At 65.8% G+C, this 17579-nt stretch carries 19 protein-coding genes; 10 read left to right on the plus strand and 9 right to left on the minus strand.

Annotation, left to right across the window (positions count from 1 at the left end):
• Positions 1-54: 54 nt before the first annotated feature.
• Together NZL82_RS10345 and NZL82_RS10350 are read right to left on the minus strand one after the other, a co-directional pair.
• On the minus strand, positions 55-1095 hold the full coding sequence (locus NZL82_RS10345) for a sugar phosphate isomerase/epimerase (RefSeq protein WP_261269813.1): 1041 nt from the start codon (positions 1093-1095) through the stop codon (positions 55-57).
• Positions 1096-1115: 20 nt separating this feature from the next.
• Positions 1116-1502, minus strand: coding sequence for a cytochrome c family protein (locus tag NZL82_RS10350; RefSeq protein ID WP_261269684.1), 387 nt, complete (start codon positions 1500-1502; stop codon positions 1116-1118).
• A 120-nt stretch (positions 1503-1622) separates the two neighbouring features.
• Here NZL82_RS10350 and NZL82_RS10355 point away from each other — a divergent pair, with 120 nt between their 5' ends.
• Positions 1623-2810: a Gfo/Idh/MocA family protein gene (locus tag NZL82_RS10355; protein ID WP_405051364.1), complete on the plus strand. Its 1188-nt coding sequence runs from the start codon at positions 1623-1625 to the stop codon at positions 2808-2810.
• A 20-nt stretch (positions 2811-2830) separates the two neighbouring features.
• Complete coding sequence (locus NZL82_RS10360) at positions 2831-3385, plus strand: GNAT family N-acetyltransferase (RefSeq protein ID WP_261269686.1); 555 nt, start codon at positions 2831-2833, stop codon at positions 3383-3385.
• On the opposite strand, the gene NZL82_RS10365 is transcribed toward NZL82_RS10360, so the two are convergent.
• The gene (locus tag NZL82_RS10365; protein WP_261269687.1) at positions 3382-3840 is read right to left on the minus strand and encodes a DUF4126 family protein; all 459 of its coding nucleotides are present in this window, start codon (positions 3838-3840) and stop codon (positions 3382-3384) included. The two genes, NZL82_RS10360 and NZL82_RS10365, sit on opposite strands and share 4 nt — an antisense overlap.
• A gap of 123 nt (positions 3841-3963) precedes the next feature.
• On the opposite strand from NZL82_RS10365, the gene NZL82_RS10370 reads away from it, so the two are divergent.
• From NZL82_RS10370 to NZL82_RS10380, 3 genes are all read left to right on the plus strand, one after another.
• The gene (locus NZL82_RS10370; protein WP_261269688.1) at positions 3964-4161 is read left to right on the plus strand and encodes a hypothetical protein; all 198 of its coding nucleotides are present in this window, start codon (positions 3964-3966) and stop codon (positions 4159-4161) included.
• 6 nt (positions 4162-4167) lie between these two features.
• Positions 4168-5124 carry an aldo/keto reductase gene (locus NZL82_RS10375; RefSeq protein WP_261269689.1) on the plus strand — a complete coding sequence of 319 codons (957 nt, stop codon included), beginning with the start codon at positions 4168-4170 and terminating at the stop codon, positions 5122-5124.
• Positions 5125-5196: 72 nt separating this feature from the next.
• Positions 5197-5592 carry a response regulator gene (locus NZL82_RS10380; protein ID WP_261269690.1) on the plus strand — a complete coding sequence of 132 codons (396 nt, stop codon included), beginning with the start codon at positions 5197-5199 and terminating at the stop codon, positions 5590-5592.
• On the opposite strand, the gene NZL82_RS10385 is transcribed toward NZL82_RS10380, so the two are convergent.
• Together NZL82_RS10385 and NZL82_RS10390 are read right to left on the minus strand one after the other, a co-directional pair.
• Positions 5577-7628, minus strand: a complete 2052-nt coding sequence (locus NZL82_RS10385; protein ID WP_261269691.1) for a bifunctional diguanylate cyclase/phosphodiesterase — start codon at positions 7626-7628, stop codon at positions 5577-5579. The genes NZL82_RS10380 and NZL82_RS10385 overlap by 16 nt on opposite strands.
• Positions 7629-7677: 49 nt before the next feature.
• Positions 7678-9072 (minus strand): short-chain fatty acyl-CoA regulator family protein, encoded by a 1395-nt coding sequence (locus NZL82_RS10390; protein ID WP_261269692.1) that lies wholly within the window; start codon positions 9070-9072, stop codon positions 7678-7680.
• A gap of 193 nt (positions 9073-9265) precedes the next feature.
• Between NZL82_RS10390 and aceA the strand changes: the two genes are divergently transcribed.
• The 4 genes from aceA (at position 9266) to NZL82_RS10410 (ending at position 12532) form a co-directional block, all read left to right on the plus strand.
• Positions 9266-10543, plus strand: coding sequence for an isocitrate lyase (gene aceA / locus NZL82_RS10395; RefSeq protein ID WP_261269693.1), 1278 nt, complete (start codon positions 9266-9268; stop codon positions 10541-10543).
• Between the two features lie 19 nt (positions 10544-10562).
• The gene (locus tag NZL82_RS10400) at positions 10563-10721 is read left to right on the plus strand and encodes a hypothetical protein (protein ID WP_261269694.1); all 159 of its coding nucleotides are present in this window, start codon (positions 10563-10565) and stop codon (positions 10719-10721) included.
• A gap of 174 nt (positions 10722-10895) precedes the next feature.
• Positions 10896-11855 (plus strand): cation diffusion facilitator family transporter, encoded by a 960-nt coding sequence (locus NZL82_RS10405; protein WP_261269695.1) that lies wholly within the window; start codon positions 10896-10898, stop codon positions 11853-11855.
• An 8-nt stretch (positions 11856-11863) separates the two neighbouring features.
• Complete coding sequence (locus NZL82_RS10410) at positions 11864-12532, plus strand: hypothetical protein (RefSeq protein ID WP_261269696.1); 669 nt, start codon at positions 11864-11866, stop codon at positions 12530-12532.
• Here the strand turns inward: NZL82_RS10410 and NZL82_RS10415 are convergent.
• Together NZL82_RS10415 and NZL82_RS10420 are read right to left on the minus strand one after the other, a co-directional pair.
• Positions 12481-13098, minus strand: a complete 618-nt coding sequence (locus NZL82_RS10415) for a DUF4893 domain-containing protein (protein WP_261269697.1) — start codon at positions 13096-13098, stop codon at positions 12481-12483. The two genes, NZL82_RS10410 and NZL82_RS10415, sit on opposite strands and share 52 nt — an antisense overlap.
• Positions 13095-13880, minus strand: a complete 786-nt coding sequence (locus NZL82_RS10420) for a 3-hydroxybutyrate dehydrogenase (protein WP_261269698.1) — start codon at positions 13878-13880, stop codon at positions 13095-13097. Before NZL82_RS10420 ends, NZL82_RS10415 begins: the two co-directional genes overlap by 4 nt.
• Before the next feature lie 128 nt (positions 13881-14008).
• On the opposite strand from NZL82_RS10420, the gene NZL82_RS10425 reads away from it, so the two are divergent.
• Positions 14009-14926, plus strand: a complete 918-nt coding sequence (locus tag NZL82_RS10425; RefSeq protein WP_261269699.1) for a neutral zinc metallopeptidase — start codon at positions 14009-14011, stop codon at positions 14924-14926.
• A gap of 48 nt (positions 14927-14974) precedes the next feature.
• Here the strand turns inward: NZL82_RS10425 and NZL82_RS10430 are convergent, their stop codons facing one another.
• Both NZL82_RS10430 and NZL82_RS10435 read right to left on the minus strand, forming a co-directional pair.
• A complete protein-coding gene (locus tag NZL82_RS10430) occupies positions 14975-15958 on the minus strand; it encodes an NADP-dependent oxidoreductase (RefSeq protein ID WP_261269700.1) in 984 nt (327 codons plus the stop codon).
• A 104-nt stretch (positions 15959-16062) separates the two neighbouring features.
• Positions 16063-17340: a DUF2171 domain-containing protein gene (locus tag NZL82_RS10435; protein ID WP_261269701.1), complete on the minus strand. Its 1278-nt coding sequence runs from the start codon at positions 17338-17340 to the stop codon at positions 16063-16065.
• Between the last annotated feature and the right edge of the window lie 239 nt (positions 17341-17579).

Here is a 17579-nt window from a genome sequence, read left to right on the forward strand (position 1 = left end):
ATGCTTTTTGTCAGACTTGACCTTCCGGGGCGGACGGTCAAGTCATTGAATCGCTTAAATTCCCAGCCATCGCTTATTGGCGTCGGGATCGCCTCCACCGGCGAAATCGTCAAAGGCGCGCTCGGCGCGTCGAATCATATGCGCGGCGATAAAGGGCGCCCCTTCGCGCGCGCCATCCTCCGGGTGCTTCAGGCAGCATTCCCACTCCAGCACCGCCCAACCGGCATAGCCATATTGGGTCAGCTTCGAGAAGATCCCGCCGAAATCGACCTGCCCGTCGCCCAGCGAGCGGAACCGCCCCGGCCGGTCGATCCAATCGCTGTAACTGCCATAGACGCCCGCCCGTCCGGTCGGGTTGAACTCGGCATCCTTGACGTGGAACATGCGGATGCGGTCGTGATAAAAGTCGATGAATTGCAGATAATCCATCGCCTGCAGCACGAAATGGCTAGGGTCGTAGAGGATGTTGGCGCGGGCATGGCCACCGACCGAATCCAGGAAACGTTCGAAGGTCGTGCCGTCGTGCAGATCCTCGCCGGGATGGAGTTCGTAGCAGAGGTCGACGCCCTCCTCCTCGAACGCATCCAGGATCGGCCGCCAGCGCTTGCCGAGTTCGGCAAAGCCCTCCGCCACCAGTCCGGCGGGACGCTGCGGCCAGGGATAGACGAACGGCCAGAGCAGCGCGCCCGAAAAGGTCGCGTGCGCCTTCAACCCCAGCCGGCGACTGGCCTTGGCGGCATAACGGAGCTGCTCGACCGCCCAAGCCTGTCGCTCGGCGGGTTTGCCCCGCACCGCCTCGGGCGCGAAGCCGTCGAAGGCGGCGTCATAGGCCGGGTGGACCGCGACCAACTGCCCCTGCAAATGGGTCGACAATTCGGTGATCGCGACCCCGGCATCGGCACAGCGACCGGCCAGATCGTCGCAATAATCCTGGCTTTCGGCGGCCGTCTTCAGGTCGATGCAGCGGGCGTCCCAGGTCGGAATCTGCACGCCTTCATAACCCGCCTCCGCCATCCAGCGCGCCGCCGAGTCGAGCGTGTCGAACGGTGCGGCATCGCCCATGAACTGCGCCAGGAAAATGCCCGGACCGCGCATCATCGGGGCGGTCCCGGCGCTCACTTGGCGGTCTCGGTCTTGAGATAGGCGATCAGCGCGGCGCGCTTGGCGGGATCCGCGACGCCGATCGGCATCCGCGTGCCGGGCACCTTCTTCATCGGCGCGGCGATGAAGTCGTTCAATGTCTTGTCGTCCCACTTCAGCCCCGAGGCTTTCATCGCGGGGGAGTAGTTGAAGCCCGCCACCGTGCCCGCCTGCCGTCCGAACACGCCGTTGAGATTCGGCCCGACGCCGTTGCGCCCGCCCTTGTTGAGCGTATGGCAGGCGCGGCAGGCGGCAAAGGCCTGCGCCCCGGCGGGGGCGGACTGGGCCGTCGATGGCGCGTTGGCGGCGATGACCAAAGCCACGGCACAGGGCAACGCGGCCAGCCAGATCAGCTGCCTCATTCACTCTCTCCTGTCATTTTCTTTCCCAGACTCACTGGTTCATGCTGGAGTTTAACGGTAAACCGATGCGGTGCAAGCACCGAATGTCGCCCGATGAGCGACAGGATAGAGGAGAGGATGATGGCAGGACGCAAGCTGAAACTGGCGATGGCGGGCGGTGGCGAGGGCGCGTTCATCGGCGGCGTACACCGGATGGCGGCCGCGCTGGACGGCGACTGGCAACTGGTCGCGGGCACGTTCAGCAGCGATGCCGAGCGGAACCGGCGGAGCGGCGAGCAGCTTGGCCTAGCCCCCGACCGCGTCCATGCCTCGATCGAGGCGCTCCTCGCCGACGAGCGGATGCGTCCCGAGGCGGAACGGATCGACGCGGTCGCGATCGTCACCCCCAATCATCTCCATGCCCCCATGGCGATCGCCGCGCTGAACGCCGGGTTCCCGGTGTTCAGCGAGAAACCGATGGCGATGAATCTCGCCGAAGCGCGCGCCATCGCCGACGCCGCACGCGCCTCGGGCCAGCTCTATGCCCTGGCCTTCACCTATAGCGGCTATCCGATGGTCGAGGAGGCGCGGGCCCGCGTCGCGCGCGGCGATTTCGGCCGCATCCGCCTGGTCCATGTTGAATATGTCCAGGGCTGGCTCAGCAGCCCGCTCGACCGCGAGGGCAACAAGCAGGCCGAATGGCGCACCGACCCTGCGCGTGCCGGACTGGGCGGCGCGCTGGGCGATATCGGCACCCATGCCTTCCAACTGGCCGAGCATGTCGCAGGTCTGAAGGTCGAGGCGCTGTCCGCCGACGTGACGACCCATGTCGCGGGGCGGATGCTCGACGACGATGTGAACGTCCTCCTGCGCTTTGCCGAAGGCGCGCGGGGCACGCTACGGGCGACTCAGGTGGCGGCGGGCGAGGAGAACGGCCTGCGCCTGCGCATCCATGGCGAGAAGGGCGGGCTGGAATGGTCACAGATGGAGCCCAATACGCTCATCCTGCGCTGGCTGGACCGACCCGCCGAAACCGTACGGGCGGGCGGCCCCGGCCTCGCCCCCACCACCCTGCCGCGGCTGCGCACCCCCTCGGGCCATCCGGAGGGCTATATCGAAGCGTTCGGCAATCTTTATCGCGCGGTGGCGGATACGCTCCGCGATGGCGGACCGGCCGAGGGCGGCGCGCTAGGCGAGGCGACCTGGTTCCCCGGATTGGAGCCGGGATTGCGGACCATGGCCTTTGTCGAGGCGGTGCTGGCGAGCGCCGGATCGGCGGAGAAATGGACGGTCTTTCCCAAGGTCGATAAGCCTGCGCCTCAGGATTGACGGGCGGGGAAGCCGTTTCGATGACGATGACCGACAAATGCCATATTCCCGACTATCCGGGCCTGTCCACGGCACGCCTGTCACTGCGACGGCCCGCGATACGGGATGCGGCGGCCATTGCCCGGATTGCCGGGCAATGGGATGTCGCCAGACGACTGACACCCGTCCCCCACCCCTATACCGTCGAGGACGCGCATCTGTTCCTGACCGAGGTCGTACCCAAGCAGTGGATTTGGGCCATTACCCGGTACGGCACCGACGATCTGTTCGGTATCATCGGCCTGACGCCGGGCAGGCAAGGCGATCGGGCCGAGCTCGGTTATTGGCTCGATCCCGATCACTGGGGCAAAGGCATCATGTCGGAGGCGGGTCGGGCGGTTCTGTCCTATGGCTTCGATATGCTGAATTTGTCCCTCGTCACGTCGGGCTATTTCCAGGACAATCCCGCCTCGGGCCGGGTGCTGGCCAAGCTGGGTTTTGTGGAGACCGCCCACGCCATGCGCGCCTGCCTTGCCATGGGCCGCGACGTTCCATCGGTGGAGGTGGAGCGACGCCGGGAAACGGCGGCTACTTAACCCGCCGCCTTGCGCCCCCGCACGATCGCCGCCGCGCCCGCCAGCACGGCGGCGTCTTCGGCAAAGCCCGTCTTCGTCTGGCCATAGCGCCCGAGCGCTGCCATGCGGCCGCGCCAGCCGGGATAGGAGGCGACCACCGCCGTCACGCCGCCGATTGCCGCGCCCAGCCAGCGGTTCTTGGGGCTGGCCAGCGCCGCGCCCGCGATGGCGGAGGTGGTGAAGCGCGCCGCCAAGCCGATGGGGACGATCCGGTCGGGCGCGGTCTTCTGCTTGTCGCCGGCCATCTCGCCGATCGCGAGGGCCAGCGTTCCCGCCGCGACGAAGGGATTGCCCAGCCAACGCAACACCCCCTTGCCCAGCGGCAATTCGCCCCGCGCCGCCGCGATCGACACGGCGGCAAGCGGAGTCATCGCCCGCTGCCCGCCGACCAGACCCATTTTGAACGATGCGAGCATGACGTTACCTCTTGGATGGGGGGAGAAACTGGTCGCCACAACGCCTGCGCTGGCGCAAAGGGTTCCTTACCCGCTGGCCAGGCCCCCTTCCCCACCCACCCCCGGCTGCGCCATGGTGGCGGCATGATCCGCTTTCTTCTGACCGCCGCGCTGCTGTCGCTCGCCGCCTGTTCCTCCAGCGACCAGCCCACGGGGCTCAGCGCCGAGGAGAACCGCCAGTTGAACGAGGCCGCCGCGATGCTCGACGCCAATGCGGTCGATCTGAACGCGATGGCCCCTTCGGGCGTTGATGAGGAAATAACCACCGACAATGAAAGCTGATCGTCCATGACCGATATGCCGCTCCGCCGCCTGGGCTCGACCGACCTGATGATCGCGCCGCTGGTACTGGGCGGCAATGTCTTCGGCTGGACGGCGGACCGGGCGGCGAGCTTCGCTGTGCTGGATGCCTTTGTCGATCAAGGCGGTACGATGATCGATACGGCGGATGTCTATTCCGCCTGGGTCGAGGGCCATCGCGGCGGCGAGTCCGAGACGAAGATCGGCGAATGGCTGAAGGCCAGCGGCAAGCGCGACCGGATATTGATCGCGACCAAGGTCGGCATGCTGCCCGGCGAAGGTGGCGAGAAGCTGGCCCCCGCCCGGATCGTGGCGGCGGCGGAGGCCTCGCTCCAGCGGCTCGGCACCGATCGCATCGACCTGTATTTCGCGCATCAAGATGACGAGGATCAGCCGCAGGAGGCGGTGATGGAGGCCTTTGCCAAGCTGGTCGAGGCGGGCAAGGTGCGGGTCATCGGCGCGTCCAACTTCCATGCGGCGCGGTTGAAGTCGGCCAACGACGCGGCGCGCGCAGCCGGCCTGCCCCGCTATCACGTCCTCCAACCCGAATATAATTTGGTCAGCCGCCACAAGTTCGAGGGCGAGCTGCAAGATTATTGCGTGACCGAAAATATCGGGGTTGTCCCCTATTACGGTCTCGCCGCCGGGTTCCTGACCGGCAAATATCGCAGCGACGCCGACCTGTCGCAAAGCGTGCGCGGTGCCCGAATGGGCGAGTTGCTGCACGGCAAGGGCGGCGCGGTACTCGCCGCACTCGACCAGGTGGCGGACGAAACAGGCGCGACCCAGGCGCAGGTGGCGCTGGCCTGGCTGATGGCGCAAGAAGGCGTGACCGCTCCCATCGCCAGCGCGACCGGCGTGGAGCAACTCTCCGAACTCATGCCGGCGATGAGGCTGAATCTAAGCAAGGAGCAGGTCGGGCGACTGGATGATAGCGGCACCTGAACGGCTCGAAACAGTCTATTGATATACATCAGTTTTGGAACGCGTCGTGCAACCGGGATTTATATCCCATCTATGACGCGTCCTCCCCCGACCATCTTGATCGTCGAAGATCAGCCGCTCCTGCTGATCCATGTCCAGTTTGCGCTGGAGGATGCGGGTTATGTCGTGATCCAGGCGGCCAGCGCCGATGACGCCCTGGTCGCCCTGAAGCGGCATCCGGAGATTCAGGCGGTGTTTACCGATGTCGCCATGCCGGGCACGCTCGACGGAGCCGCCCTGGCGGTATGCGTCCACGAGTCGCATCCGCATGTCGCGGTTCTGGTCACGTCGGGCGACCAGACCTACCTTCCCGATGGCTTGCCCGAAGGCGTGCACTTCATTCCCAAACCCTATAGCGCACGCGACATTATCGCTCTGTTGACGCAGAAACTGGCGGAGAGCGGCGACGATCGTCAGGCGGCCTCCTGATGATCGGTCATCGGACGGCCGATCAGATAGCCTTGAATCTGATCGCATCCCATTTCGCATAGCATCCGATGTTGCGCCTCCGTCTCCACCCCCTCGGCAACGATCGGGATATTCAGGCTGCGCCCCAGCCCGATCGAGGCGCGGACGATCGATAGAGCGGGGCCATGCTGCCCCATCGCGCTGGTGAAGCTGCGGTCGATCTTGATCTTGTCGAACGAAAATTGCTGCAGGCTGCTGAGCGAGGAATAGCCGGTGCCGAAATCGTCCATGACGATGCGCAGGCCGGCCGCGCGCAACTGGCTGAGGTTGGCGGTCGCGGTTTCCCGGTGGTCGATCAGTACCCCTTCGGTCACCTCCACTTCGATCCGGCGCGGGTCGATACCCTGCCCCGTGATCGTCGACAGCATTCGCGTGGCAAGATGTGGGTCGCGCAACTGGACCGGCGACAGGTTGACCGCCATCATCCAGTGCGATGGCCATTGGCGAAGGGCGTGCAAGGCGTTGAGGAACAGCCGCTGGCCGATCTCGACGATCAGGCCGCTTTCTTCGGCGATGGGGATGAAGATGTCGGGTCTGATCGGCCCGAGCACCGGGTGGGTCCAGCGGGCGAGCGCTTCCTGCCCGATGATCGCACGCGTCGCGCAATCGGCGATGGGCTGGAACGCCAGCGTGATGTCACCGCGTGCGCCCGCGTCGCGCAGCTCATGTGCCAGCCAGTTCCGCTGGCGGCGTTCCTCGTCCATCGCGGCGTCGTAATGGCTGGCACGGTGGCGGCCATCGGCCTTCGCCCGGTAGAGCGCGATGTCGGCACAGGCATGGAGTTCGTCGCTCTCGACGCCGTGCCGCTGCGACAGGGCGATGCCGATGCTTAGGCGAATGGCGGGGCTGTCGCGGTCGGCGGCGATGATCGCGAAGATGCGGTCGACCAGCGCGGAGGCATCCTCTTCGTCGGGCCGCAGATGATGGACGATGGCGAACTCGTCGCCACCGATCCGGGCGACAACATCGTCTTCGCGCACCGCCGCCATCAGCACCGCACTGGCCCGTTGGAGCATGGCATCGCCACGCGCATGGCCCAGCGTGTCGTTCACCCCCTTGAACCCGTCCAGATCGATGGCGAGCAGCGCGATTCGTTTCCCGGCCTGCAACGCACTGGCCAGCCGTTCGCCGAAGACGACGCGGTTGGCCAGCCCGGTCAGGCTGTCGTGATGCGCCAGATATTCGACCTGACGCTGAATGCGTTCGCGCTCTTCCGCGGCGCGCGACAGGGCCTGAAGACCGCGCGCCAACTCGCCCAGTTCGTCGGCCCGCCGGGTCGAGCACAGTCGGGGAAGCGCATGGCCCACACTCATCGCACGGACGGCCGCGACCATCGCCATCAACGGCTGCATGATCCGCCAGCGCAGCCACAGGAACAGCCCGCCGACCAGGATCAGCATATATCCGGCGGCCAGCGCCATCTGGACGAGCGCACGCCTGGTCAGCGCCTCGACCTGTATGGCACGCGCGTCCAGTTCCGCCCGCAGGGCCTGGCGGAGAATGTCCCGGCGGGCCTGCAACGTCTGCGAAGCCCGCTCGAAGACACGTATGGCGGCGGCGACGTTCGTCGGCTGTTTCTGCGCCTGCCGGATCAGGTCCATGGCCGCGCGAACGAAGCGGCGTTCGGCCAGGCGCACCTGCTTCTCGGGCGCCCGGACGCGCTCGGGCAGCGTTTCATCGACGACCATCGACTTGCCGATTTGGCCCAGTATCGCGCGTCGTACCCGGTCTCGCTGCATGGTCGATACCGATCCCGGCCACTCCTCACGCGCCGCGATGGTCAGGATGGACCCGCGCAACTGGAGTAGACTGGCCTCCTTGGCGGCATAGCCCTCCAGCGTGACCGTGATCCGGCGGCTGGTATCGATCATCGACAGCAATTGCCGGTTGAACATCCAACTCACCGCGCTCAGCGCCATGAAAATGGAGAAGACAGCCGTCAACATCGCGGCAAAGCAGAATTCGATCGACCGCAACCGGCGTGTGAACCACCTCATGCGCAATTGATATATGTTACTTCCTAGCTTTTCGTGAAAGCACGAGGCTTTAGTCGTCTGCAAAAACCAGGGCGTTGAGCGGTCGTTCGCGCTCATGCACCTGCATCGCGCGCCCGATCGGAGGGTGGGAACGTTGCGGGCAATCCGCACGCGGGCAGCGGCGGCATCCCGGCCCGATCGGCACCGCCTCCCCCTCGGGATCGCATCCGCGCGCCGACGCGAGATGGCGTGCCAGCCCCGCCTCCAAGCCGAGAATGACCGCGAAGCTCGCTTCTACGCCCCTCACCGACGCGCCAGCGCGCCGCTCGGCGCGGACCAGGGTGACGAAGCACGTATCGTCTGGCATCGCCACCGCCTGAAACAGGCTGTCCCCCCGCCGCGCGAACGATCCGAAGACGTTCCAGAGCGGGCATAGACTCTCAGCCTCGACCAGCGCGGCCTGGGCCATGCCAGCGAAGCGTTTCGACACCTGGCCCGCCCGGTCGATCCGCATCAGGAAAAAGGGCAGACCCCGCGCGCCGACGCGGTTCATCGTGGTCAGACGGTGCGCCAATTGCTCGAACGACACGCCAAAGCGTCGCTGGAGGATGGCCGTGTCATAGCTGGTCGCCTCGCACGCCCGCAGAAAACGGGCATAGGGCATGGCCAAGGCCGCGGCGAAATACTGCGCCAGGTAACGCCGGAACAGCCGCTCCGCGATCCGATCGCCAAAGGCCGCGCCGCGGACCAGCGCCTCGATCTCGGCGCGCGCTTCCCATTGCCCCAATTGCACCGCCAGCGCGAAGACCCGCGCCGGCGCCTCCAGCAGTTCGGACAATTGCAACTGACGCGCGTGAAGGTCCATCCGGACGAGGCGATCGGGCAGGATGTCGACCGGCAGCACGCGGATGGTCAGCGCGTGGCGAGTGCGCAACCGCTCTGCCAGCGCGCCGTACAGATCGCCCGCCGCGATCCGCAACTCATCGGCCAAGCCTTCCGCCATCGCATCGAGATCGGGGAAGTGGTTGCGCCATCGCTCGATCTCGCGCCGGACGAGCGTGGTCGGGTCCGGGCTCGCGCTTCGCTCGCCAGTCTCGCCACTTCCACCGCCCCACCGGTCGAAGGCGCGCGCAAAGGCCTCCGCGCCTCCCGGCGCGGCCGCCAGCCATTCCTCCAATTCGCTACGGTCGATTTCCAGATCGGCGAACATCGGATCGGCCAGCCGCCGCCGCATCGCCGCCGCCCCGCCACCCGGTGCGTCCGTGGTCAAGCTGCGCGGATCGAAATCGAACGCCTCGACCAGTCGGACGAGCAGCATGGAGGAGACAGGCCGCTGGTTCCGCTCGATCAGGTTCAGATAGCTGGGCGAGATATCCAGCATCTCGGCCATTGCGGCCTGCGATAGCCCGTGCTGCCGCCGCACCCGTCGGACCGCATGGCCCGCAATCAGCTTGGCTCCACCCATTGCCGCTCTCCATCGCCTTTTTCCGGGAGGGTGAAGCGACCCAGGCAGCCTGTCAATTCTTTACAAAGATACAATCGCGGGCACCCGTGATGCCGACCGCAAGACGCCGATATGGAAGCCCAATCCATTCTCCATGACGGCAAAGTGCGTCACGAAAGGACGTCAATAACCGAGCTTTTGTAAAGGACGCTGTATGACCGGCTTTCCAGACCTCGTGCCCGCGCCCGCCGGTCGTTTCGACGGCATCGCCCGGCCCTACACCCCGGCGGACGTCGCGCGGTTGCGCGGTTCGATCACCGTCGAACATACGCTGGCGCGGCGCGGGGCGCTGAAATTATGGGACCTCCTCAAAACTGAGGATTATGTCCATGCGCTGGGCGCGCTGTCGGGCAATCAGGCGATGCAGATGGTCCGTGCCGGGCTGAAGGCCATTTACCTGTCGGGCTGGCAAGTGGCGGCGGACGCCAATACCGCTGGGCAGATGTATCCCGACCAGTCGCTCTACCCCGCCAATGCCGGTCCCGAGCTGGCGCGGCGGATCAACGCGACACTGGCGCGCGCCGACCAGATCGAACATGCGGAAGGCGGCGCGACGCGCGACTGGTTCGCCCCCATCGTCGCCGACGCTGAGGCCGGGTTCGGCGGCCCGCTCAACTGCTACGAAATCATGAAGTCCTATATCGCGGCGGGCGCGGCGGGCGTGCATTTCGAAGATCAGCTGGCGTCGGAGAAGAAGTGCGGCCATCTGGGTGGCAAGGTGCTGATCCCGACATCGGCGCATATCCGCAATCTGAACGCGGCACGGCTGGCGGCGGATGTGGCGGGAGTTCCGACCGTCATCTGCGCGCGCACCGATGCCGAAAGCGCCCGGCTGATCACCTCGGACGTGGACGAACGCGACCGGGCCTTCCTGACCGGCGAGCGGACGGCCGAGGGCTTTTTCCGCCTGAAACCGGGCACTGGCGTCGACCATTGCATCCAGCGCGGTCTGGCCTTCGCCCCGCATGCCGACCTGTTGTGGTGGGAAACCTCGCATCCGGACCTGACCGATGCCCGCCGCTTCGCCGAGGCGATCCGGCGCGAATATCCGGACAAGATGCTGGCCTATAACTGCTCGCCCAGCTTCAACTGGGAGAAGAATCTCGATCGCGACGACATCGCCCGGTTCCAGCGGGAGATCGGCGCCATGGGTTACAAGTTCCAGTTCGTCACGCTCGCGGGGTTCCACCAGTTGAACTATGGCATGTTCGAGCTGGCACGCGGTTATCGCGATCGCGGCATGACGGCCTATTCCGAACTGCAACAGGCCGAGTTCGCCGCCGAGCCTTATGGCTACACCGCGACGCGCCATCAGCGCGAGGTAGGGACCGGCTATTTCGACCTGGTCGCACAGCTGGTCGCGGGCGGCGACAGTTCGACCACTGCGCTGGCCCATTCGACCGAAGCCGCCCAATTCGTCCAGGCCGCCTGACCCACAAAGGAGAAATGCCATGCCGACCGAACCGCAACGCAGCCGCGCCGTCTTCTCCACGGAGGATTTCGCGCTGTTGAAGGAAGCCCTTGCCGAACACGTCAAGCGCGTCGCCGACGATCCCCGCTCGATCAAATTCGCGCATCTCTACCATCGGCTGGGCCGCATCGCGTCCTGAGAGTCGCGCTTCGGCCTTCGGCTGGACGGCGCTGGGCCACGAAGCCCTTCTCCGGTCGTGCCGATCAGGTCGAAGCCCCCTCTTCCTTGGGGAAGGAAGCGACCCCGCCGGCGATCGTCGGCGGGGTTTGTTCGTGGCGCGGAACAAGCGCCACGGTCGCACGCTTAACCGCGCATGCCCGAAACCGGCCTGACCGCGCGGATACGCGAGAATCTCGTCCTTTACGGCGCGCTCGCGGCCAATCTGGGCATTGCCGTCGCCAAGTTCATCGCGGCCGGGATCACCGGCTCCTCCTCGATGTTGACCGAGGGCGTCCACTCGGTGGTGGATAGCGGCAACCAGATCCTGCTGCTCTATGGCCAGAAGCGGGCGCGGCGCGCGCCCGATGCGGTCCATCCTTTCGGCTATGGACGCGAACTCTATTTCTGGGCGTTCGTCGTCGCGATCCTGATCTTCGCGCTGGGCGCGGGCATCTCGATCTATGAAGGCTGGCTGCATATCCGCACGCCCGAGCCGCTCCGCGATCCGACGGTCAACTACGTCGTCCTCGCCATCGCCTTCGCGCTGGAGGGTGCGTCATGGACGATCGCGGTCCGCGAATTTTCGCGCGCGAAGGGCGATGGCGGCTGGTGGCAGGCGATCCATGAATCGAAGGACCCGGCAGGCTTCATCGTGCTGTTCGAGGACTCGGCGGCGCTGGCGGGACTGGTGATTGCGGGGCTGGGCGTGTGGCTGTCCCATGCGCTGGACGATCCGCGGATCGACGGGGTCGCCTCGATCCTAATCGGGCTGGTGCTGGGGCTGGTTGCGATCCTGTTGGCGCGCGAGGCCAAGGGGTTGCTGATCGGCGAGCGCGCCGAACCCAAGGTGGTGGAGACGATCCGCAGCATCGTCGCGTCGCGTCCGTGGATCACACGGGTCAACCATGTCCGCACCATCCATACCGCGCCCGACAGCATCTTCGCGGCGATCAGCGCCGATTTCGTCGACAGCCTGCCCATGGGAGAAGCTGAAACGCTGATCGAGATATTGGAGGATGACCTGCGACGCGCCGTCCCCAGCCTGTCCTCCATCTATATCCGGCCCGAGAAACACGAAAATGCCGCTGCGCCCGTACCGTCCGCAACGCTATAAGGACCGCCATGACGAAGCTGACGCGACTCGCCATTGCCCTGTTTCTCTGGCTCGGCTGCGCCTTGCCCGCACAGGCGGCGGTGACGATCACCTTCTGGAGCCATGAACTGGGGAATAGTTTCCCCCATAGCTTCTTCAGCCTGCGCGGGACGGTCGATGCCACCGGCGCGCCGGTGGACGCCAATTACGGCTTTACCGCCAAGTCAATTTCGCCCGCCTTGCTGATGGGTACCGTCAAGGGTCGGCTGGACATCTCCAAACCCTTCTACGTTTCGACCAGCGACGCGCAATTCTCCTATGTGATGAGCGACGCGCAATATGCGGACATACTCGCGCTGATCGCCGCCTGGGACGAGAAGACGGGGGATGCGCGTTACAATCTCAACAACCGCAACTGCGTGCATTTCGTGCAGGAGGCGGCGCGGCGGCTGGGGCTGGTCGGGCTGGACCATCCCGAATTGATGAAGAAGCCCCGTTCCTACCTCAAGGCCGTGGCGCAGGCCAATGCCGACCGGGTGACCGTCATCGGCCAGAACGGCAAGACCTATCTGGCGTCGCTGCCCCCGTTGCCGAGCGGAGCGGCGACGGCCACCGCCGCTTCGCCCGCCGCCCCGGCTCCCGTGGTTCAGGCCCCGGCGGCAGGCACGAGTTCGAGTATGTCGACCACCGACTCATAAGCCGGATAGGGAAAGGCGATCCGCCACCTGTCGGTGTCGATCCTCTCCAGCACCCCGGCCATGTCGCGCGCCCGGTCCCGCCCATAGGCATAGGACCGCTCCTCGTCCCCCAGCATCAGCGTGCCCAGGAAGATGCTGCGCGCGTCGGTGTCGGGATAGAGGCGCCCGGTCAGCCGCTGCGACCCATCCAGCTTGGTCAGACGGACGCCGTTCTCCGACACGCGGCACCGGAAGAAGGGATAGGCGACATAGGTCAGCACCGCCCGCCCCTGCGACCCCATCTTGATCGTCCGGCACCGATAATCACCATCGGGCAATTTGGGGTCCGCGATCGAGTGGTCGGGGTTGGCGAGCGGACCAAGTTCCGCCAGGGCCGCCGCCGAACCGCCCGCCCGCGCCTGTGCCAGCCCCTTCACCCAGGCGGTGCGCCAGCCGCGCAGGCGGACGCGATCGTCCTCGGTCGCCGCCAATCGCCAGTCGGACGCCTGTTCGACCCGCTGCGCCATGGCGGCACCGACCGCACCCACCGCCAGGGCCGTGGCCAGCAGGACGGTGGCGCCCCTCATTGCGCGGTCCATCCGCCATCGACCGACAGGTTCGCGCCGGTGATCGAGCGCGCCTCGTCCCGGCACAGGAACAGCGCGAGCGCCGCCACCTCCTCGATCGTCACGAACTGCTTGGTCGGTTGCGCCTTCAACAGCACATCGTCGACCACCTGCTCGCGGGTCAGGCCGCGCGCCTTCATCGTGTCGGGAATCTGGTTCTCGACCAACGGCGTCCAGACATAGCCGGGCGAGATGCAGTTGGCGGTGATGCCGTCGGTCGCCACTTCCAGTGCCACCGTCTTGGTGATGCCGACGACACCATGCTTGGCCGCGACATAGGCCGACTTGTTGGGGCTGGCGACCAAGCTGTGCGCCGAGGCCGTGGTGATGATCCGGCCCCACCCCTTTTGCCGCATATGCGGGATGGCCGCGCGCATCATGTGCCAGGCGGAGGACAGGTTGATCGCGATGATCGCATCCCATTTCTCGACCGGAAACTCGGCGATCGGGGCGACGTGCTGGATGCCCGCATTGTTGATGACGATGTCCACCGATCCGGTTTCCGCCACCGCGCGGTCGATCATCGCCGTGATCTGATCGGGCCGGGTCATGTCGGCCGGGTCGTAAAGCGCCGCCGCACCGCTCAGCTTTTCCAGCGCGACCCGCTCCGCCTCGATCGCCTCGGCATCGCCGAAGCCGTTGAGCATCACGCTTGCGCCCTCCGCCGCCAGCGCCTTGGCATAGGCCAGCCCGATCCCCGACGTGGAGCCCGAGATCACCGCCGTCTTGCCCTTCAGGAACATGCCATTCTCCCTTGGTATGGCACGCACCATGCTGCCAGATTATCGGTCGTGCAACCGCCGCAAGGCTTTGCGGGTTCAATGCCGCAAGACCCGATAGGCGGGCGAGGCGACAAAGGGGTGACGGTGCCATGCGGCTCGACGATTATGACAATGATATCGACGTCGGCGAGGCGCAGAGCGGCGGAGGCTTTGGCGGCGGAGGTGGTGGCGGTGGCCTGTTGTTCGGGCTGTTGCCGCTGATCGGCAGCCGTTTCGGATGCGGCGGGATCATCGTCGTCCTGATCATCCTGGCCGTGCTGGGCATGAACCCGCTGGGGTTGCTGACCGGCGGCGGCAGCAACACGGCGCCGGTCACCCGCTCCGCCGGTTCGTCGGGTGAACAGAATGCGCGCCAAGTTTGCGAAGTTTCGCCGGAACGCCGCGAAACCTGCCAAGCGTTCAGCAACGCGGACAATACCTGGGAAAAGATCTTCGCCCAGAGCGGCCAGCGGTTCGAAGCGCCGGGCCTGCGCTTCTTCAAGCCGGACGCCGGATCGGCCCAATCGGGCTGCGGGGTCGCCCAATCGGCGGTGGGACCCTTCTATTGCCCGACCGACCGCAAAATCTATCTGGACACCAAATTCTTCGACGAACTGGCCAACCGCTTCGGCGCGAAGGGCGACTTCGCCCGCAATTATGTCGTCGCGCATGAGTTCGGCCATCATATTCAGACCCTGCTGGGCACGTCGGAACAGGTCCATCGCGCGCAACAGGCGGCGGGCCAGGCGGAGGGCAATGCCCTTTCGGTCCGGCTGGAATTGCAGGCGGACTGCTATGCCGGCGTATGGGCGGCAAAGAACCGCGACCGGCTGGAGCCCGGCGATGTCGAGGAAGGCATGACCGCCGCCCGGGCGATCGGTGACGACACGTTGCAACGCGAGGCGACCGGGCGGGTCGTACCCGACAGCTTCACCCACGGCACTTCGGAACAGCGAATGCGCTGGCTGCGCCGGGGTATGGAGACCGGCGACCCGGCCCAGTGCGACACGTTTTCGGGGGCCATCTGAACCCTGCGCCGTCATCCCGGCATCAGCCGGGTTGACGGCCAAGGAGGATCAGAGCTTGACCAGCATCTTCCCCTTGTTGCCGCCCGAGAAGAGCGCGAGGAAGGCCTCCGGCGTCTTGTCCAACCCTTCGAATACCGTCTCTTCGCGCTGCAACTTCCCGTCGTTCAGCATCGCGGCCATGTCGCGATAAAAGCCGGCATGGTCCCGGAAGTCGGAGACGATGAAGCCCTGCATCCGCACGCGGTTGCCGATCAGCCGCGCCAGATATTTGAGGCTGGTCGGCTTCGCCTCGTTATAGACGTCGATCATTCCGCAGATCGCGAAACGGGCCCCCTGCCGCGCATGGGCCAGAGCCGCATCAAGATGATCGCCGCCGACATTGTCGAAATAGACGTCGATCCCGTCCGGGGCCGCTTCGCCCAGCGCCTCGACGACCGGCTTGCCCGCCTTATAGTCGATGACCGCATCGGCACCCAGCGAACGCACCCATTCACCCTTGTCCGCGCCACCGGCCGAGCCGATGACCGTCATCCCCTTGGCCTTGGCGATCTGGACCACGGTCGACCCCACCGCGCCCGCCGCCGCCGACACGAACACCGTCTCGCCCGGCCTGGCCTCCGCAATCTGGAGCAGGCCGTAATAAGCGGTCATGCCCGGCATGCCGAACTGCCCCAGAAACGCCTGCGGATCGACCGCCAGATCGGGTAGCGGCTGGACATGCTGGGCGGGCAGGATCGCCTCGTCGCGCCAACCCGCCATATGGCTGACGAGCGTGCCAACCGGAATATTCTCCGCGCGGCTCTCCACCACTTCGCCGATCGCGCCGCCCTGCATCGGCTCGTCCAACTGGAAGGGCGGGACGTAGCTTTTCGCGTCGTTCATCCGCCCGCGCATATAGGGGTCGACCGACAGCCAGCGGTTCGCAATCCGAACCTGCCCCTCGCCCAGTTCGGGCAGCGCCTGCTCGATCAAGGCGAAATCGTCCTGGCGTGGCATTCCCTTGGGCCGGGCCGCGAGTGTCCATGCCTTCATAACCGTCATCCTTTTCATCATTTGCGCCGGACATGGGAAAGGGCCCGGATGATGTCCACCCGAGCCCTCCAAGAAAACTCACCCTTCAGTGACGTTTTCTGTCCTCAATAACCCCGGTTGGTGTCCGAGGTGCTGCCCGTCGTACCGGTGGTACCAGCGGTGGTCGTGCCGCCGGTGGTGCCACCGGTGGTGCCGGTCGTGCTCTGACCGGCCGTGCTGGCGGAGCCGGTCGTACCCTGGCTGTTCTGGCCATAGCTGTTCGACTGACCGTAGCTGCTCGACTGGCCATAAGGATTCGACTGGCCGTACCGGTTCGAGCCGGTCTCGCTGGTGCGATCGCCGAACATGGCGCGCGCATTCTCCTCGTCGCGCCAATGGGTCTTGGCTTCCTCGGCGGTCTTGGTCAGCGTGATCTTGTCGTCGACCGACTTCAGCCAGCGCGACGGGATCGAGTGATGCTGGCCGCCCGCGTCCTTGTCGTTCTTGGTCAGCAGAATGCGGTCGCCCCGCACCTTGTCCACCGTGCCGACATGCGCGCCGTCCGAACCGAGCACTTCCTGATGCTCGGTCACCTTGGACAGCAGGCCGCGCTGGCCCTGGCGCTCGGTGCGCCAGCTGCTGAACTCGTTCTCGAACTTGGTGCGGTTCTCGCTGCGATATTCGTCATAATCGCGGTCGAGCGCGGCGATCTGGCCCGAGCGCCAGTTGTTATAGTCATGATCCTGCGCGGCATAATAGCGCTCGTCGAACTTGGCGTCGGCCTCGCGGCGGCGTTCGGCCTCCTCGTCGCCGAACCACGAACGCACCTCGTCGCCGGCGCGGGCAAAGAATCCGCGATCCTCATAATCATAGCCCTGCGGCTGACGGCCATAGTCGCGGCCCGACTGCTGGCGACCATAGTCGCCCCGGTCCTGCCGGTCGTCGCGGCCATAGCGGTCGCCGGTATAGCCATAGCCCCGCGCGGAGTCGCCATAGCCGCGTGCCGTGTCGCTATAGCCCGACGGACGATAGCCTTCGCGCCCATAATCGCGCTGGCCACCGCGATAGCCGTCCCGGCCATAGTCGCCCGAGCGGCCCTCGCCATAACGGCCTTCATTCTCGCGACCCTGACCATAGCGTCCGCCGAATTCCTGACGCGAACCGCGATAGCCCTCATTCTGGTCATAGCCCTGGCGGCCATAACCCTGGTGGCCATAATCGCGCGCGCCATAACCCCGGCGGCCATCGTTCCGGTTGTCGTTACGGTCGTCGTCAAAGGCGCCCGCCGCTTCGTAATCGCGTGCGCTGGAATAGGTATAGTCCCGCCCCGAGCCATAGTCCCGGCCATAGTCGAAGTCGCGACCGCCACGATTGGCGTCGCGGGAATAGCGATCGTAAGCCATCCTAAACCCTCCTGAAAATCGGTCCTGCGGGGGCCGACGCCGCTCGTCTGGCGGGCCGTGCCTTCCGATGGTTTCAATGAGGCAGATCAAGACATTGTTCCGTCGACACGGCGCTTCGCACGACGGAATGCCCGAAGCGAAGGGTTGATCGTGGCCGAAAAAATTTGCCGCCCGCAGGCGATGCGGTGTTGCGTCGCTTTCGATCACCAGCTAATGGCGTCGCTCCCGACCATGGTCGG

This window comes from Sphingomonas sp. LC-1 (assembly GCF_025371035.1).
Lineage (GTDB): Bacteria > Pseudomonadota > Alphaproteobacteria > Sphingomonadales > Sphingomonadaceae > Sphingomonas > Sphingomonas sanguinis_E.

Bases quoted from the DNA above. Each gene is read 5' to 3' on its own strand.
- NZL82_RS10345 (WP_261269813.1), bottom strand. From the start codon at position 1,095: ATGCGCGGTCCGGGCATTTTCCTGGCGCAGTTCATGGGCGATGCCGCA.
- NZL82_RS10350 (WP_261269684.1), bottom strand. From the start codon at position 1,502: ATGAGGCAGCTGATCTGGCTGGCCGCGTTGCCCTGTGCCGTGGCTTTG.
- NZL82_RS10355 (WP_405051364.1), top strand. From the start codon at position 1,623: ATGGCAGGACGCAAGCTGAAACTGGCGATGGCGGGCGGTGGCGAGGGC.
- NZL82_RS10360 (WP_261269686.1), top strand. From the start codon at position 2,831: ATGACGATGACCGACAAATGCCATATTCCCGACTATCCGGGCCTGTCC.
- NZL82_RS10365 (WP_261269687.1), bottom strand. From the start codon at position 3,840: ATGCTCGCATCGTTCAAAATGGGTCTGGTCGGCGGGCAGCGGGCGATG.
- NZL82_RS10370 (WP_261269688.1), top strand. From the start codon at position 3,964: ATGATCCGCTTTCTTCTGACCGCCGCGCTGCTGTCGCTCGCCGCCTGT.
- NZL82_RS10375 (WP_261269689.1), top strand. From the start codon at position 4,168: ATGACCGATATGCCGCTCCGCCGCCTGGGCTCGACCGACCTGATGATC.
- NZL82_RS10380 (WP_261269690.1), top strand. From the start codon at position 5,197: ATGACGCGTCCTCCCCCGACCATCTTGATCGTCGAAGATCAGCCGCTC.
- NZL82_RS10385 (WP_261269691.1), bottom strand. From the start codon at position 7,628: ATGAGGTGGTTCACACGCCGGTTGCGGTCGATCGAATTCTGCTTTGCC.
- NZL82_RS10390 (WP_261269692.1), bottom strand. From the start codon at position 9,072: ATGGGTGGAGCCAAGCTGATTGCGGGCCATGCGGTCCGACGGGTGCGG.
- aceA (WP_261269693.1), top strand. From the start codon at position 9,266: ATGACCGGCTTTCCAGACCTCGTGCCCGCGCCCGCCGGTCGTTTCGAC.
- NZL82_RS10400 (WP_261269694.1), top strand. From the start codon at position 10,563: ATGCCGACCGAACCGCAACGCAGCCGCGCCGTCTTCTCCACGGAGGAT.
- NZL82_RS10405 (WP_261269695.1), top strand. From the start codon at position 10,896: ATGCCCGAAACCGGCCTGACCGCGCGGATACGCGAGAATCTCGTCCTT.
- NZL82_RS10410 (WP_261269696.1), top strand. From the start codon at position 11,864: ATGACGAAGCTGACGCGACTCGCCATTGCCCTGTTTCTCTGGCTCGGC.
- NZL82_RS10415 (WP_261269697.1), bottom strand. From the start codon at position 13,098: ATGAGGGGCGCCACCGTCCTGCTGGCCACGGCCCTGGCGGTGGGTGCG.
- NZL82_RS10420 (WP_261269698.1), bottom strand. From the start codon at position 13,880: ATGTTCCTGAAGGGCAAGACGGCGGTGATCTCGGGCTCCACGTCGGGG.
- NZL82_RS10425 (WP_261269699.1), top strand. From the start codon at position 14,009: ATGCGGCTCGACGATTATGACAATGATATCGACGTCGGCGAGGCGCAG.
- NZL82_RS10430 (WP_261269700.1), bottom strand. From the start codon at position 15,958: ATGAAGGCATGGACACTCGCGGCCCGGCCCAAGGGAATGCCACGCCAG.
- NZL82_RS10435 (WP_261269701.1), bottom strand. From the start codon at position 17,340: ATGGCTTACGATCGCTATTCCCGCGACGCCAATCGTGGCGGTCGCGAC.